This window comes from Marinobacter sp. L-13 (genome assembly GCF_056857715.1).
In genome coordinates this window covers 38,938-52,867 of the sequence record NZ_JBSXNQ010000069.1, presented here as the reverse complement: position 1 = coordinate 52,867, position 13,930 = coordinate 38,938, and the positions used below count along the sequence as shown (strand labels likewise).

Annotated in this window: 12 protein-coding genes; 3 read left to right on the top strand and 9 right to left on the bottom strand. The window is 60.2% G+C overall.

Annotated features, from left to right (window positions below; translation table 11 throughout):
- Positions 1 to 16 precede the first annotated feature (16 nt).
- The 9 genes from AC13DD_RS20925 to AC13DD_RS20885 all read right to left on the bottom strand — a co-directional run bounded on the left by AC13DD_RS20925 (position 17) and on the right by AC13DD_RS20885 (position 10,510).
- Positions 17 to 703, bottom strand: a complete 687-nt coding sequence (locus AC13DD_RS20925) for a DUF2959 domain-containing protein (RefSeq protein WP_008170621.1) — start codon at positions 701 to 703, stop codon at positions 17 to 19.
- Between the two features lie 152 nt (positions 704 to 855).
- Positions 856 to 2,544: an AMP-binding protein gene (locus AC13DD_RS20920; RefSeq protein ID WP_104270262.1), complete on the bottom strand. Its 1,689-nt coding sequence runs from the start codon at positions 2,542 to 2,544 to the stop codon at positions 856 to 858.
- A gap of 52 nt (positions 2,545 to 2,596) precedes the next feature.
- A complete protein-coding gene (locus tag AC13DD_RS20915) occupies positions 2,597 to 3,172 on the bottom strand; it encodes a peroxidase-related enzyme (RefSeq protein WP_008170617.1) in 576 nt (191 codons plus the stop codon).
- A gap of 144 nt (positions 3,173 to 3,316) precedes the next feature.
- Complete coding sequence (locus AC13DD_RS20910; protein ID WP_482931687.1) at positions 3,317 to 4,225, bottom strand: hydroxymethylglutaryl-CoA lyase; 909 nt, start codon at positions 4,223 to 4,225, stop codon at positions 3,317 to 3,319.
- Positions 4,225 to 6,234: an acetyl/propionyl/methylcrotonyl-CoA carboxylase subunit alpha gene (locus tag AC13DD_RS20905; protein WP_482931686.1), complete on the bottom strand. Its 2,010-nt coding sequence runs from the start codon at positions 6,232 to 6,234 to the stop codon at positions 4,225 to 4,227. The genes AC13DD_RS20910 and AC13DD_RS20905 overlap by 1 nt, the downstream gene beginning before the upstream one ends.
- A gap of 2 nt (positions 6,235 to 6,236) precedes the next feature.
- On the bottom strand, positions 6,237 to 7,043 hold the full coding sequence (locus tag AC13DD_RS20900; protein ID WP_482931685.1) for an enoyl-CoA hydratase-related protein: 807 nt from the start codon (positions 7,041 to 7,043) through the stop codon (positions 6,237 to 6,239).
- Positions 7,044 to 7,057: 14 nt separating this feature from the next.
- On the bottom strand, positions 7,058 to 8,665 hold the full coding sequence (locus AC13DD_RS20895; RefSeq protein ID WP_008170608.1) for a carboxyl transferase domain-containing protein: 1,608 nt from the start codon (positions 8,663 to 8,665) through the stop codon (positions 7,058 to 7,060).
- Between the two features lie 202 nt (positions 8,666 to 8,867).
- A complete protein-coding gene (locus AC13DD_RS20890) occupies positions 8,868 to 10,037 on the bottom strand; it encodes an isovaleryl-CoA dehydrogenase (protein WP_482931684.1) in 1,170 nt (389 codons plus the stop codon).
- 29 nt (positions 10,038 to 10,066) lie between these two features.
- Complete coding sequence (locus AC13DD_RS20885; RefSeq protein ID WP_014576484.1) at positions 10,067 to 10,510, bottom strand: MerR family transcriptional regulator; 444 nt, start codon at positions 10,508 to 10,510, stop codon at positions 10,067 to 10,069.
- 104 nt (positions 10,511 to 10,614) lie between these two features.
- Here AC13DD_RS20885 and AC13DD_RS20880 point away from each other — a divergent pair, with 104 nt between their 5' ends.
- The 3 genes from AC13DD_RS20880 to AC13DD_RS20870 all read left to right on the top strand — a co-directional run bounded on the left by AC13DD_RS20880 (position 10,615) and on the right by AC13DD_RS20870 (position 13,892).
- Entirely contained in the window at positions 10,615 to 11,376 is a 762-nt protein-coding gene (locus AC13DD_RS20880; protein WP_014576485.1) for a 3-hydroxyacyl-CoA dehydrogenase, read from the top strand.
- Between the two features lie 24 nt (positions 11,377 to 11,400).
- Positions 11,401 to 12,552, top strand: a complete 1,152-nt coding sequence (locus tag AC13DD_RS20875) for an acyl-CoA dehydrogenase family protein (RefSeq protein ID WP_008170599.1) — start codon at positions 11,401 to 11,403, stop codon at positions 12,550 to 12,552.
- Positions 12,553 to 12,710: 158 nt separating this feature from the next.
- On the top strand, positions 12,711 to 13,892 hold the full coding sequence (locus AC13DD_RS20870; RefSeq protein ID WP_482931683.1) for a thiolase family protein: 1,182 nt from the start codon (positions 12,711 to 12,713) through the stop codon (positions 13,890 to 13,892).
- The last annotated feature ends 38 nt before the right edge of the window (positions 13,893 to 13,930 follow it).

Sequence of the window (13,930 nt, the reverse complement as noted above, 5' to 3'; positions counted from 1 at the left end):
TGGCTCCCTTGAGGTATTACCCGCCCTGGCGAAAGCGTTGAATAAAGGCTTCAGACTCCGCGATTGACTGTTCCATATTGCGAATCAGGGAATCTACATCCTGACGGATGCTGACCAGTTCGTTTTCCAGCGAACCGATCGCCTGGGCATTCAGATTATGCTTAAGGTACAGCACCTGATCCTCAAATGCCTGCAGCACCGGTTCCATTCTGTCCTCGGCGTCGTGCATCCGGCTGATCAGCTGGCCGTACTGAACGCGGGTCTCTTTCAGCTGCTGTTCGCTACTGCGGCGCAGTGATGCGCTCTCGTACAGGCTGAGTTCGTCTTCCCATTCATCGAACAGGTCCTCGGCGACTTCTTCTACCTTGTCGATCCGGTCTCTAACCTCTTCGGCACTCGCCAGGCTGTCTTCGTAGGCATCGCTGATTTCGGCATATTGTTCCTTTAGCTCGGTGTCAGGCGTGTCCACCACACTCTGGAAACGCTCAAGCGACGAACGGAAGGTTTCCTGGGCGTCGTTCTGGCTGTCCCGGGCATCTTCAACCCGATCCACCAGGATGTCCCGCTTTTCATACCCGAATTTTTCCATGGTTTTGTAGTACACCGTGGAGCACCCGCCAAGGAGCACCGCGCTGAGCAATAGCACCCAGACACGTTGAAGGCTGATTTTTGTTTTCGAGTAGTCGGTTGCGGGGCTGGGCATAGGGGCGTCTCCGGTTGCATGCTAATCACAGAAGTGAAGCATGGCGGTGGAGCGCTGACAAGCACGTATTCGGCCTTGATTTGCTGGAGCGGAAAACGACAAACCCCGGCAAGTGCCGGGGTTTGTCCGTTCAACCAAAGCAGGGACCGTGGTTATTTCTTCAGTCCCATCTCCTCGATTGAAATCTCCCGCATCTTGAATTTCTGGATCTTCCCGGTGACGGTCATCGGGAATTCGTCCACGAACTTGTAGTTCTTCGGGATCTTGAAGTGAGCGATCTTGCCCTTGCAGAAGGCCTGCAGGTCCTCGGCTGTGACTGGCGCCGCGTCTGGAGCCAGCTTCACCCAGGCAATCAGCTCTTCGCCGTACTTGTCATCGGGAATGCCGGTTACCTGCACTTCTTCGATGGCCGGGTGAGTGTAGAGGAACTCTTCGATTTCTTTCGGGTAGATGTTCTCGCCACCGCGGATGACCATATCCTTGATGCGGCCAACGATCTGGACATAGCCTTCTTCGTCCATGGTGGCCAGATCGCCGGTATGCATCCATCCGGCGCTGTCGATGGCTTCGCGGGTTTTCTCTTCGTTGTTCCAGTACTTCAGCATCACGCTGTAGCCACGGGTGCACAGCTCGCCGATCTCGCCACGCGGAACCACGTTGCCGGTGCCCGGATCAACGATCTTGGTTTCCAGGTGCGGCTGGGTGCGGCCCACGGTGGTGACCTGCTTCTCGAACGGATCCAGGGAGCTGGTCTGGGTGGAAACCGGGCTGGTTTCGGTCATTCCGTAGGCAATCTGAACCTCTTTCATGTTCATCTTGCCGTTGACCTTCTTCATGACCTCTGCCGGGCAGATGGACCCCGCCATGATGCCGGTGCGCAGGCTGGAAAGGTCATAGGTCTCGAATTCCGGCTCGGTCAGTTCGGCAATGAACATGGTGGGCACGCCGTACAGGGCGGTGGCCTTTTCCTGGTGCACGGCCTGCAGAACCGACTTGGGCTCGAAGCCTTCGCCGGGATAAATCATGGTAGAACCGTGGGTGATACAGCCCAGGTTGCCCATGACCATGCCGAAGCAGTGGTACAGGGGCACCGGGATCACCAGGCGGTCTTTCTCGGTCAGGATCTGGCTCTCGCCCACAAAGTACCCGTTGTTCAGGATGTTGTGGTGGGTGAGGGTAGCGCCTTTCGGGTTGCCGGTGGTGCCGGAGGTGAACTGGATGTTGATGGGGTCGTCAAACTGCAGTTCGCCCTGGCGTTTTACCAGATCGTCCTGGGACACGTCGCTTGAGAAGCCGAGGAATTCCTTCCAGGTCCACATGCCGTCGTGCTTGTCTTCGTGCACGTTGATCACGGCCCGCAATTCCGGAACGTGGTCGGCCTTGAGCTTGCCGGGGGAGCTTCGCTTCAGCTCCGGGGCCAGCTCGTAGATCATCTCGCGGTAATTGGAAGCTTTGAAGCTGTCAGCCGTCACCAGGGTGGTTATACCAGCCAGGTTGAGGGCGTATTGCAGTTCGTGGACACCGTAAGCCGGGTTGATGTTCACCAGGATGGCACCGACTTTGGCGGTGGCGAACTGGGTAACGGTCCACTCGTAGCGGTTGGGGGACCAGATGCCCACGCGGTCGCCGCGTTTGACGCCAATGGCCATGAAGGCGCGGGCGGCTTCGTCGACTTTTTCAACAAACTCTTTGTAGGTCCAGCGAATGTCCTGGTGCAGGCACACCAGGGCTTCGTTGTCCGGGTATTTCTCGGCGGTGCGGTCGAGCATTTCACCGATGGTCATGCCCAGCAGGGGCACTTCCGCGGTTCCGCTGGTATAACTTGGTAGAGTCTTGCTCATATCTCTGCCTCCATTGTTTTTGTATTCGAGGGCGAGCAGGGTGGTTTACCTGCTAGCGACTCTGACTGTGATATTCGGGGTTCGGTTGCATATCGCTGGCAATCGCCACCCGGTTGGACATGTTGTAAAAGCCGATCAGGTTACTGAGATCCCAGATGCCGCGGTCGCTCAGACCGGCATCCCGCAGGGCCTGGATGTCGTCTTCGGTGACGGTGGCCGGCGAGCGGGTAAGGTGGGATGCAAAATCCAGCATCGCCCGCTGGCGCTTGTCGAGTTTGGCGCTGCGGTAGTTCATCACCATGTGCTCACCCAACTGGGGATCGCCGCTCAGGACCCGCACGGCGGCGCCGTGAGCAACCAGGCAGTAGAAGCATTTGTTCTCGGAGGAAACCACCACGGCGACCATTTCCCGCTCCAGTTTGGAGAGTTCGCTCTCACCGAGCATAAGCTCGTTATACAGGCGGGTGAAACCGTCCAGCTGTTTAAGGTTCTGGCTGTAGGCGGTGAGTACGTTCGGGATCATGCCCAGTTTTTCCTGGCAGATCTGGAAGTACTTCTGGGTGTCTTCCGGCATGTCTTTGATCTCCGGGATGGGGAGATCGAGGGCCACTACGTTTTTGTTGCTCATTCTTGGGCTCCTAGCCTTCCTGTTTGGTGCTTTGGCGGGCGGGAACAGCTTCCCAGGACACGCTGTGAATACGTCCGTGTACGCTTGACTGCAGCATCCATGCTGCAGACAGTCCTGGGAAGCTGTTCCCACCCGCCAATTTGATCATTGGCAGTTGCCGCCTAGTGCCTGGCCGACTTTTGAGCCGTTGTGGCGATTCAGTTGGCTGCATATCCAGTCGCCTGTGGCGACAAGCTTTTCCAGATCGACGCCGGTTTTGATGCCAAGGCCGTTAAGCAGGTATAGCACGTCTTCGGTGGCGACGTTGCCCGAGGCGCCTTTGGCGTAGGGACAGCCGCCGAGGCCGGCGACGGAGGCATCGATGACGCTGACGCCTTCTTCCAGCACCGCGTACAGGTTGGCCAGTGCCTGGCCATAGGTGTCGTGGAAGTGGGCCGCCAGCTTTTCCATGGGCACGTGGGCAGCGACGGCTTCGAGCATTCGCTTGGCTTTGATCGGGGTGCCCACGCCGATGGTGTCGCCCAGAGAGATTTCGTGGCAACCCATTTCGTACAGGGCTTTGGCCACGGTGGCCACCTGTTCCGGGGCGATGTCGCCTTCGTAGGGGCAGCCCATGACGGTGGAAACGTAACCACGCACTGGGATGCCGTGTTTGCGGGCTTCTTCCACCACCGGGGCGAAGCGTTCGAGGCTTTCGGCGATGGTGCAGTTGATGTTCTTTTTGGTGAAGGATTCGGACGCGGCGCCGAACACCGCCACTTCGTCGGCCTTCGCCGCCAGTGCCCCCTCAAACCCTTTCAGGTTCGGGGTGAGGGCGGAGTAGCGAACGCCAGCCTTGCGGTTGATGCCGGCCATCACCTCGGCGGCGTCGCCCATCTGTGGCACCCATTTCGGGGACACGAAGCTGGCGGCCTCGATGTGGCTCAGGCCGCTGTCTGCCAGGCGGTCGATCAGCCCGGTTTTGATGACGGTGGCGATCACCGGGCCGGGCTCGTTCTGGAGTCCGTCCCGGGGGCTCATCTCAACCAGGCGAACCTGTTTGGGAAAGGCCATCAGCCTGCCTCCTCTTGTTGCGCTTCAGGGTCATTCACCTCAATGGCAATCAGTTCGGCACCTTCGGAAACCTGGTCGCCTTCGGCGAAGAAGATTTCAGTGACTACTCCGTCGGCCGGGGCCTTGATGGCGTGCTCCATCTTCATGGCTTCCATGATCACGAGGCTCTGGCCAGCGGTAACCTTGTCGCCAACCTTGGTCTGCACGGCCACGATGGCACCGTTCATGGGCGCGGCCAGGCTGCCTTCGCCGGCCATTTCCTCAAAGCCGTAGCTTTCCTTGTACACGGTGCAGTTGAAGGTGTCGCCTTCGTAGAACAGCACCAGCTGGTCGTTGTGCAGGTTGCCGTGGATGCTGATGCGATGACCGTTGATGACCGCCTGCAAGTAGTCGTCATCCAGCCGAGCAGTGAGGTTGTAGACGCTGTCACCAACGAATACCTGATAGCGGTCGTCGCGCTCCAGCACCTTGAGGTCGTGAATCTCTTCACCCACCTGCAGCTGCAGCGGCTGGGCAAATTCCGAGTTCATGCGCCAGCTGTTCTGGCGGCCGAACGGCGACCAGGGGTCGGTGCTGACCACTTCACGGGATTTGCGCTGTTCCAGAACAAAACCGGCGGCCAGTACCAGGGCTTTATGGGTATCCAGCTTGGATTTCGGGAACAGCAGTTCCCGGTGATCGTCGATAAAGCCGGTGGTCAGTTCCGCTTCCCGGAACGGTTGGGCGTCCGCCAGGGCGTGCAGGAACCGGATGTTGGTCTTCACGCCCGCGATGCGGTAGTGCTCCAGGGCCTGAACCATGCGGTTGATGGCCTGGTCGCGGGTTTCGTCCCACACGATCAGCTTGGCGATCATGGGGTCGTAGTGGATGCTGATGTCGTCGCCTTCGGTCACGCCGGTGTCGACGCGCACATGGGCGCTTTCATCCGGGGTGCTCAGGTAGCGCAGGTTACCGGTGGCCGGCAGGAAGTCCTGGTCCGGGTCTTCGGCGTAGATCCGCGCTTCCAGGGCGTGGCCCCGGGTTTTCACCTGGGACTGTTCCAGCGGCAGGGCATCACCCCAGGCCACTTTCAGCTGCCATTCCACCAGATCCTGGCCGGTGACCATTTCGGTAACCGGATGCTCGACCTGAAGGCGGGTGTTCATCTCCATGAAGAAGAAGGAGCCGTCGACGTCGTACAGGAATTCAACGGTGCCGGCACCCACGTAGTTAATGGCCTGGGCGGCGCGCACGGCCGCCTCACCCATGGCCTTGCGGGTTTCTTCGCTCAGGCCCGGGGCCGGGGCTTCTTCGAGGACTTTCTGATGGCGGCGCTGCACGGAACAGTCACGCTCGGCCAGGTACACGCCCTTGCCTTCCTGGTCGCAGAAGACCTGGATCTCCACGTGCCGGGGCTGGGTCAGGTAACGTTCGATCAGCATGTCCGGGTTGCCGAACGCGTTCTGGGCTTCGCGCTTGGCAGCAGCCAGAGCATCGTCAAACTCGCCCATGTTGTTCACGACGCGCATGCCTTTGCCACCGCCGCCGGCGACAGCCTTGAGCAGCAAGGGGAAGCCGCATTTCTCGGCTTCGGCCCGCAGGGTTTCAACCGACTGGTCGTCGCCGTGGTAACCGGGCACCAGCGGCACGCCAGCCTTTTCCATGATGGCCTTGGCCGCTGACTTGGAGCCCATGGCAGCGATGGCCGAGGAGGGCGGGCCGATGAAGACAATGTTGTTGGCTTCACAGGATTCGGCAAACCCGGTGTTTTCCGAGAGGAAACCGTAGCCCGGGTGGATGGCCTGGGCGCCACTCTTTTTGGCAATCTCGATGATCTTTTCGGCCCGCAGGTAGCTCTCGGAGCTCGGTGCAGGGCCGATGTGGAAGGCTTCGTCAGCCATGGCCACGTGCCGTGCATTGGCGTCGGCCTCGGAATAGACGGCGACAACGCGAATGCCCATGCGGTGGGCGGTTTGTATGATCCGGCAGGCGATTTCGCCCCGGTTGGCGATCAGTATCTTGCTGAACATTGTTATTCTTCCTCCGGAACCCAGTTGGCCTTGCGCTTGTTCAGGAAGGCGCTGAGCCCTTCCTGCCCTTCTTCACCCACCCGGATATCCGCGATGCGGTGTGCCGTGTCGTCAATCACGTCGTCGTTGATGGGCTTGTGGCTGACGGCGAATACCAGGTCCTTGGCGGCTTTCATGGCCTCGGGCCCGTTCATGGCCAGTTGCTGGAGCATGTCGTTGCAGCGGGCTTCCATGGCGTCGACATCGTCACAGACGATGTGTACAAGGCCGTATTCCTGGGCCTGCTTTGCCGTGAACACTTCGGCGGAGATGAAATACCGCCGGGCCTGGCGCTCGCCGATGGCGCGCACCACGTAGGGGCTGATCACCGCCGGAATCAGGCCGAGCTTCACTTCGCTGAGGCAGAAGCTGGATTTTTCGGTGGCAATGACGATGTCGCAGCAGGCGGCAAGGCCCACCGCGCCGCCGAAGGCAGCGCCCTGTACCAGTCCGATCACCGGCTTGGCCAGATGGTTGAGTACGTTCATCAGCCGCGCCAGTTCCCGGGAATCGTCCAGGTTTTCCTGGCGGCTGTTCTCGGCCATGCGGCGCATCCAGCCAAGGTCGGCCCCGGCGGAGAAGTGCTTGCCTTCGGAGCGCAGGATAACGATCTTCACGCTGTTGTCGGCATTCAACTCGGTGAGGGTGCTGATCAGCTGCTGGATGATCACGTCGTCAAAGGCGTTGCGTTTGTCAGGGCGGTTTAGAACCACCTCGGCAATGCCTTCGTCGCGACGTTTGAGCAGAACTGCGGATTCGTTGTCTGTCATGTCAGTCTCCCCGATTACATCCGGAACACGCCAAAGCGTGTCGGCTTGGCGGGTCGGTTAAGGGTGGCAGACAGGCTCAGGGCAACCACTTCCCGGGTCTGGGCCGGGTCGATAACGCCGTCGTCCCAGAGGCGGGCACTGGCGTAGTACGGGTGGCCCTGGTGTTCGTAAGTGTCGATGATCGGCTTCTTGAATTCCGCCTCTTCCTCGGCGCTCCATTCCTGGCCCTTGCGCTCCATGCCTTCACGGCGAACGGTGGCCATAACGCCGGCGGCCTGTTCGCCGCCCATCACCGAGATGCGGGCGTTCGGCCACATCCAGAGGAAGTCGGGGCTGTAGGCGCGGCCGCACATGCCGTAGTTACCCGCGCCAAAGGAGCCGCCGATCAGTACGGTGATCTTGGGTACGTTGGCACAGGCCACGGCCATAACCATCTTGGCGCCGTGCTTGGCGATGCCTTCGGATTCGTACTTCTGGCCAACCATGAACCCGGTGATATTCTGCAGGAACAGCAACGGGATGTTGCGCTGGCAGCACAATTCAACGAAGTGGGCGCCTTTCTGGGCGGCTTCGCTGAACAGGATGCCGTTGTTGGCGATGATGCCCACCGGGTAGCCGTGGATATGGGCAAAGCCGGTGACCAGGGTCTGGCCGTAATAGCGTTTGAATTCGTCAAACTCGGAACCGTCGACGGTGCGGGCGATGACGTCACGCACGTCGAACTGCTTGCGCAGGTCGGTGCCAACGATGCCGTAGATCTCCTCGGCGTCGTACAGCGGTGCCTTGGGTTTGCGGATTTCCACATCCGTTGGCTTGCGACGGTTCAGGTTGGAGACGCTGCGCCGGGCGATTTCCAGGGCGTGTGCGTCGTTCTCGGCGTAGTGGTCGGCAACACCGGAGATTTTACAGTGCACGTCGGCGCCACCGAGGTCTTCGGCGGTCACTACTTCACCGGTGGCGGCTTTCACCAGCGGCGGGCCAGCCAGGAAGATGGTGCCCTGGTTACGGACGATGATGGATTCATCGGCCATGGCGGGCACGTAGGCGCCACCGGCGGTGCACAGGCCCATGACGACGGCGATCTGCGGGATGTCGTCGGCAGACATACGGGCCTGGTTGTAGAAGATGCGGCCGAAGTGGTCGCGATCCGGGAAGACTTCGTCCTGGCGGGGCAGGTTGGCGCCGCCGGAGTCGACCAGGTAGATGCACGGCAGGCGGTTCTGCAGGGCGATTTCCTGGGCGCGCAGGTGTTTTTTGACGGTCAGCGGGTAGTAGCTGCCGCCTTTTACGGTGGCGTCGTTGGCAATGATCATGCATTCGGTGCCGGAGACGCGGCCCACGCCGGCGATGACGCCTGCAGCGGGGACTTCTTCATCGTAAACGTTGTAGGCGGCGAACTGGCCGATTTCCAGGAACGGGGAGCCGTCGTCCAGGAGGCGGTTGATGCGCTCTCTGGGGAGTAGCTTGCCACGGGCGATGTGGCGCTCCTGGTAGGAGGGGCCGCCGCCTTGCTGGATGGTGGACACTTTGTCGCGCAGGTCGGCAACGGCCTGGGCCATGGATTCCTGGTTGGCCTGGAACTCTTCGGACCTGGGATTAATCTTGCTTTGAAGTATTGTCATTTTTTCGGGCCTCGAGGTTCGGGGCGGCGGGACTGGCAGGGAATCTTTCCGGGAACCGCTACGAGCACATCCATGTGCGCTTGACGTCGGCCATCCATGGCCGCCGACATTCCCGGAAAGACACCCTGCCACTCCCTCGTTTTAACTTGGGAGCAGGCCGTCCCCGGTGCAGGGTTGAACGGCCTCGCCTTGTAACGGCAGCTTACTTGTTCAGGTACAGCTCACGACCGATCAGCATCCGACGAATCTCGGACGTGCCCGCGCCGATCTCATACAGCTTGGCGTCGCGCAGCAGGCGGCCTGTCGGGTATTCGTTGATGTAGCCGTTACCGCCGAGCAGCTGGATGGCGTCCAGGGCGATTTTGGTGGCCATTTCGGCGGAGTAGAGGATCGCGCCGGCGGCGTCTTTCCGGGTGGTTTCCGCGCCACGGTCGGCGGACATGGCAACCATGTAGACGTAGGACTTGGCGGTGTTCATCCAGGTGTACATGTCGGCAACTTTGCCCTGTACCAGTTCGAATTCGCCGATGGCCTGGCCGAACTGTTTGCGCTCGCGGATGTAGGGGACGACAACGTCCATGGCGGCCTGCATGATGCCCAGCGGGCCGCCGGAAAGAACGAGACGCTCGTAGTCGAGGCCACTCATCAGAACTCGTGCGCCGTTGCCTTCGCCGCCCAGTACGTTTTCCTTGGGTACTTTGCAGTCTTCGAACACCAGTTCGCAGGTGTTGGAGCCACGCATGCCGAGCTTGTCGAGTTTCTGGTGGCGGCTGAAGCCCGGGGCGTCGCGCTCTACGATGAAGGCGGTCACGCCCCTGGAGCCGGCGGAGGTGTCGGTCTTGGCGTAGATGACGTAGGTGTTCGCATCCGGGCCGTTGGTGATCCACATTTTGTTGCCGTTGAGGAGGTAGTGGTCACCTTCATCTTTGGCGGTCAGTTTCATGGAGATGACGTCGGAGCCGGCGTTGGGCTCGGACATGGCCAGGGCGCCAATGTGCTCGCCGCTGACGAGCTTCGGCAGGTATTTCTGTTTCTGTTCTTCGGTGCCGTTGCGGTGAATCTGGTTCACACACAGGTTGGAGTGGGCACCGTAGGAGAGGCCAACGGAGGCGGAAGCACGGCTGATTTCTTCCATGGCGATGACGTGCGCCAGGTAGCCCATGTCGGAGCCGCCGTATTCTTCGCTCACGGTGATACCCAGCAGGCCCATGTCGCCCATTTTCCGCCACAGGTCCATGGGGAACTCGTTGTTGCGGTCAATTTCCTCGGCGCGCGGTGCGATTTCGGAAGCAGCAAAGCCGTTGATCTGCTCGCGGAGCATATCGAGGGTTTCGCCGAGGCCGAAGTTGAGCTCTGAGTATTGTGATTTCATCGTTGGCTACCTTTGATTTCTGTCATTCATTAGTTTTCAGCGGTCTGCCTGGCTTCTTCTTTCGCCGGCGCCTGCTGTTTCTTTTTCTTCTGCAGCTCGGCCAGGGCTTCTCGGCACCGAGCTTCGGCTGTATCCATTTCCATTTCTGCCTGGGCAATGTCGTTTTTCTGCTGTTCCAGCTGAGCCCGTTTGTTTTCCAGGATGGTCAGCATCTTCAGCAGCTGTTTTTCATTGCCGCTGAGGGTTTCGTCCCACAGATCGAACAATTCTTTGGTTTCCGCGAGGGAAAATCCCATTCGCTTGCCGCGGAGAATAAGCTTCAGACGCACTCGATCCTTTGAACTGAAGATCCGTGTCTGCCCGCGCCGCGTGGGCCTGAGCAGCTCCTGATCCTCGTAGAAACGAATGCTCCGGGTTGTCACGTCGAACTCTTTGGCGAGCTCGCTGATGCTGTATGTCTGTTTAATGTCCATTGGGATTTCCTTTTTAGACTTAGGTTAGATAAAGTTTACGTAAACGTAAAGTAGTTTTAGGGTCCGATTTTTAACAAACAGAATCCTGAAAAGGGGAGTGAACGATGGAATTCAAAAATGTGGCAGCCATTGTAACAGGCGGTGCTTCCGGGCTGGGCGAGGGTGCGGCCCGTGCGCTGGCGGCATCCGGATGCAAGGTGGCGATCCTGGATCTGCAGAAAGAGCAGGGCCGCAAGGTGGCCGAGGACATCGGCGGGATTTTCCTTGAGTGTGATGTAAGCTCCCCCGACAGCGCCGAAGCCGCCATCAACGCCGCCCGCGAGGCCCATGGCCCCTGCGGTATTGCCGTGAACTGCGCCGGTATTGCCACGGCCTCGAAGATTCTGGGCCGTGAGGGTGTGATGCCGCTGGAGAACTTCAGCAAGGTTATTCAGGTCAACCTGATTGGTACCTTTAACATCCTGCGCCTGGCGGCAGCGGATATGGCCCAGCGCGAACCCAACGCCGATGGGGAGCGCGGTGTGATCATCAATACAGCATCGGTCGCCGCCTACGAGGGCCAGATTGGCCAGGCGGCCTACAGTGCCTCCAAGGGCGGTGTGGTATCGCTGACCCTGCAGTCGGCCCGTGAGCTGGCTCGCGAAGGCATCCGTGTAAATACGATTGCACCGGGCCTGTTCATGACGCCCATGATGGCGGGTATGCCCGAGGAAGTTCAGGAAAGCCTGGCGGCCACGCTGCCGTTCCCGAAGCGCCTCGGCAAGCCGGAAGAGTTCGGCATGATGGTGGATCAGATGGTGCGTAACCCGATTCTCAATGGCGAAGTGATTCGTCTGGACTGCGCGCTCCGCATGGCGCCCAAGTGAAGCATTCAATTGCAGGAGACATACATGACCGTGTCTGTTGATAAAGAAGAACTGGGGATGTTCCGGGATTCCGTTATCAAGGTCCTGGAAAAAGAAGTGACGCCGCACTACGAAGCCTGGGAGAAGTCCGGGCTGGTGCCTCGCGAGCTCTGGAACACCCTGGGCAACGCCGGAATGCTGTGCGTGGATGTGCCTGAAGAGTGGGGCGGCATCGGTGCGCCTTTCCAGTTCTCCGTGGTGGTAGGTGAAGAGCTGGCCCGCATGGGATTCGGCGCGCTATCCACCAACGTGATGGTCCATTCGGACATTGTCGCTCCCTATCTGAGCCACATGGGCAATGAAGATCAGCGTCAGCAGTGGTTGCCCAAGCTGGTTTCCGGCGAAGCCGTTGGCGCCATCGCCATGACCGAGCCCGGTGCCGGCAGTGACCTGCAGGCGATCCGCACCAGTGCGGTGAAAGATGGCGATGACTACATCCTGAACGGCTCCAAGACCTTCATCACCAACGGTCAGCACGCTGATATGGTCATCGTTGCCGCGAAAACCGATCCGAAGGCCGGCGCCCGGGGCATCAGTCTGTTCCTGGTGGATACCTCACTGCCTGGCTTCAGCAAAGGCCGCAACCTGGACAAGATCGGCCAGCATTCCGGGGATACCTCCGAGCTGTTCTTCTCCGACATGCGCATCCCGGCTTCCGCGCGTCTTGGCGAAGAGGGGCAGGGGTTTGTGTACCTGATGAAGGAACTGCCCCGTGAACGTCTGGTGATTGGCGCCCTTGGCGTGGCTGCCGCCCGTGGCTCCCTGGATCTGACCATTGCCTACGCCCAGGAGCGGGAACTGTTCGGACAGAAACTGGCCCAACTGCAGAACACCCGCTTTGAAATCGCGCGCATGGAAACTGACTACCGGGTGAACAAGGCGTTCGTGGACCAGTGCATCGACCAGTACGACCTGGGCGAACTGGACGCGCCAACCGCCTCCATGGCCAAGTACAGCGCCACTGAGATGCAGTGCCGCGTGGCCGATGGTTGCCTGCAGCTGTTTGGCGGTTACGGTTACACCACCGAATACCCGATTTCCCGGGCCTTTATCGACGCGCGGGTGCAGCGCATTTACGGCGGCACTTCGGAAGTCATGAAAGAAATTATTGCCCGGTCGGTACTGGGCAAGGCCTGAGGAAGGCAACTCGAATGCTCGGGGTCCGAGCAGGGGCAGCCTTTCCGGGACTGTCTGCAGCATGGATGCTGCAGTCAAGCGTACAGGGACGTATTCACAGCGTGTCCCGGAAAGGCTGCCCCTGATCGGGCCCTCCACCCAATCAGGAGGACAACAAAATGGACAGCAATGATGTGGTAATCGCAGGTTCAGCAAGAACCCCCATGGGTGGCATGATGGGCTCCCTCAGCTCCGTGCGCTCGCCGGATCTGGGCGCTATCTCCATCAAGACCGCCATTGAACGCTCCGGCCTTCAGCCGGCGGATGTCCAGGAAGTGATCATGGGCTGCGTATTGCCCGCAGGCCTCGGCCAGGCCCCGGCCCGCCAGGCTTCCCGGGCTTCCGGCATTCCCGACAGCTCCGGCTGCACCACGATCAACAAGATGTGCGGCTCCGGCATGCAGGCCGTGATCATGGCTCACGACCAGATCAAGGCAGGAACCAACAACATCATGATCGCTGGCGGCATGGAAAACATGAGCCAGGCGCCGTACCTGCTGCCTAAAGCCCGTGGTGGTATGCGCATGGGCCACGGCCAGGTGATGGACAGCATGTTCCTGGATGGCCTGGAAGACGCCTACGAAGGCGGCCTGATGGGCGTTTTCGCCCAGCGTACCGCTGATAAATACGACATCAGCCGCCAGGCCATGGACGAATTTGCCATCGGTTCCCTGCAGAAATCCCTGGCGGCCATCGAAAACGGCTGGTTCCGTGATGAGATTGTTCCGGTCACCGTTTCCGGTCGTGGCGGCGACACCGAAGTCGACACCGACGAGCAGCCGGGCAACGCCAAACCGGAGAAAATCCCGCACCTCAAGCCGGCTTTCGCCAAAGACGGTTCCGTGACTGCGGCCAACTCCAGCTCCATCAGCGACGGTGCCTCCGCCCTTGTTCTGGCCTCCGCCGCCGAAGCCGACGCCCGAGGCCTGACGCCCCAGGCCCGCATCGTGGCCCACGCCACCCACGCACGCCTGCCCGCCGAGTTCACCCTGGCGCCCATCGGTTCCATCGAGAAGGTGCTCAAGAAAGCCGGCTGGAGCGTGGACGACGTGGATCTCTTCGAGATCAACGAAGCTTTCGCCGTGGTGACCCTGGCAGCCATCAACGAGCTGAAGCTCCCCGCGGAAAAGGTCAACGTCCACGGTGGCGCCTGTGCCCTGGGGCATCCGATCGGTTCTTCCGGCTCCCGGATCATCGTTACCCTGATCAATGCCCTGAAGCAGCGTGGTCTGAAGCGCGGTGTGGCTTCGCTGTGTATTGGTGGTGGCGAGGGGACTGCCGTTGCCATCGAGTTGATTTGATCGGTTCTTGTTGTAGCCTGCCCGGCTAGGGGCGGGCT

What these genes read in the sequence shown, in the direction of transcription:
- AC13DD_RS20925 (WP_008170621.1), bottom strand. Translation starts at nt 703, where the DNA reads ATGCCCAGCCCCGCAACCGACTACTCGAAAACAAAAATCAGCCTTCAA.
- AC13DD_RS20920 (WP_104270262.1), bottom strand. Translation starts at nt 2,544, where the DNA reads ATGAGCAAGACTCTACCAAGTTATACCAGCGGAACCGCGGAAGTGCCC.
- AC13DD_RS20915 (WP_008170617.1), bottom strand. Translation starts at nt 3,172, where the DNA reads ATGAGCAACAAAAACGTAGTGGCCCTCGATCTCCCCATCCCGGAGATC.
- AC13DD_RS20910 (WP_482931687.1), bottom strand. Translation starts at nt 4,225, where the DNA reads ATGGCCTTTCCCAAACAGGTTCGCCTGGTTGAGATGAGCCCCCGGGAC.
- AC13DD_RS20905 (WP_482931686.1), bottom strand. Translation starts at nt 6,234, where the DNA reads ATGTTCAGCAAGATACTGATCGCCAACCGGGGCGAAATCGCCTGCCGG.
- AC13DD_RS20900 (WP_482931685.1), bottom strand. Translation starts at nt 7,043, where the DNA reads ATGACAGACAACGAATCCGCAGTTCTGCTCAAACGTCGCGACGAAGGC.
- AC13DD_RS20895 (WP_008170608.1), bottom strand. Translation starts at nt 8,665, where the DNA reads ATGACAATACTTCAAAGCAAGATTAATCCCAGGTCCGAAGAGTTCCAG.
- AC13DD_RS20890 (WP_482931684.1), bottom strand. Translation starts at nt 10,037, where the DNA reads ATGAAATCACAATACTCAGAGCTCAACTTCGGCCTCGGCGAAACCCTC.
- AC13DD_RS20885 (WP_014576484.1), bottom strand. Translation starts at nt 10,510, where the DNA reads ATGGACATTAAACAGACATACAGCATCAGCGAGCTCGCCAAAGAGTTC.
- AC13DD_RS20880 (WP_014576485.1), top strand. Translation starts at nt 10,615, where the DNA reads ATGGAATTCAAAAATGTGGCAGCCATTGTAACAGGCGGTGCTTCCGGG.
- AC13DD_RS20875 (WP_008170599.1), top strand. Translation starts at nt 11,401, where the DNA reads ATGACCGTGTCTGTTGATAAAGAAGAACTGGGGATGTTCCGGGATTCC.
- AC13DD_RS20870 (WP_482931683.1), top strand. Translation starts at nt 12,711, where the DNA reads ATGGACAGCAATGATGTGGTAATCGCAGGTTCAGCAAGAACCCCCATG.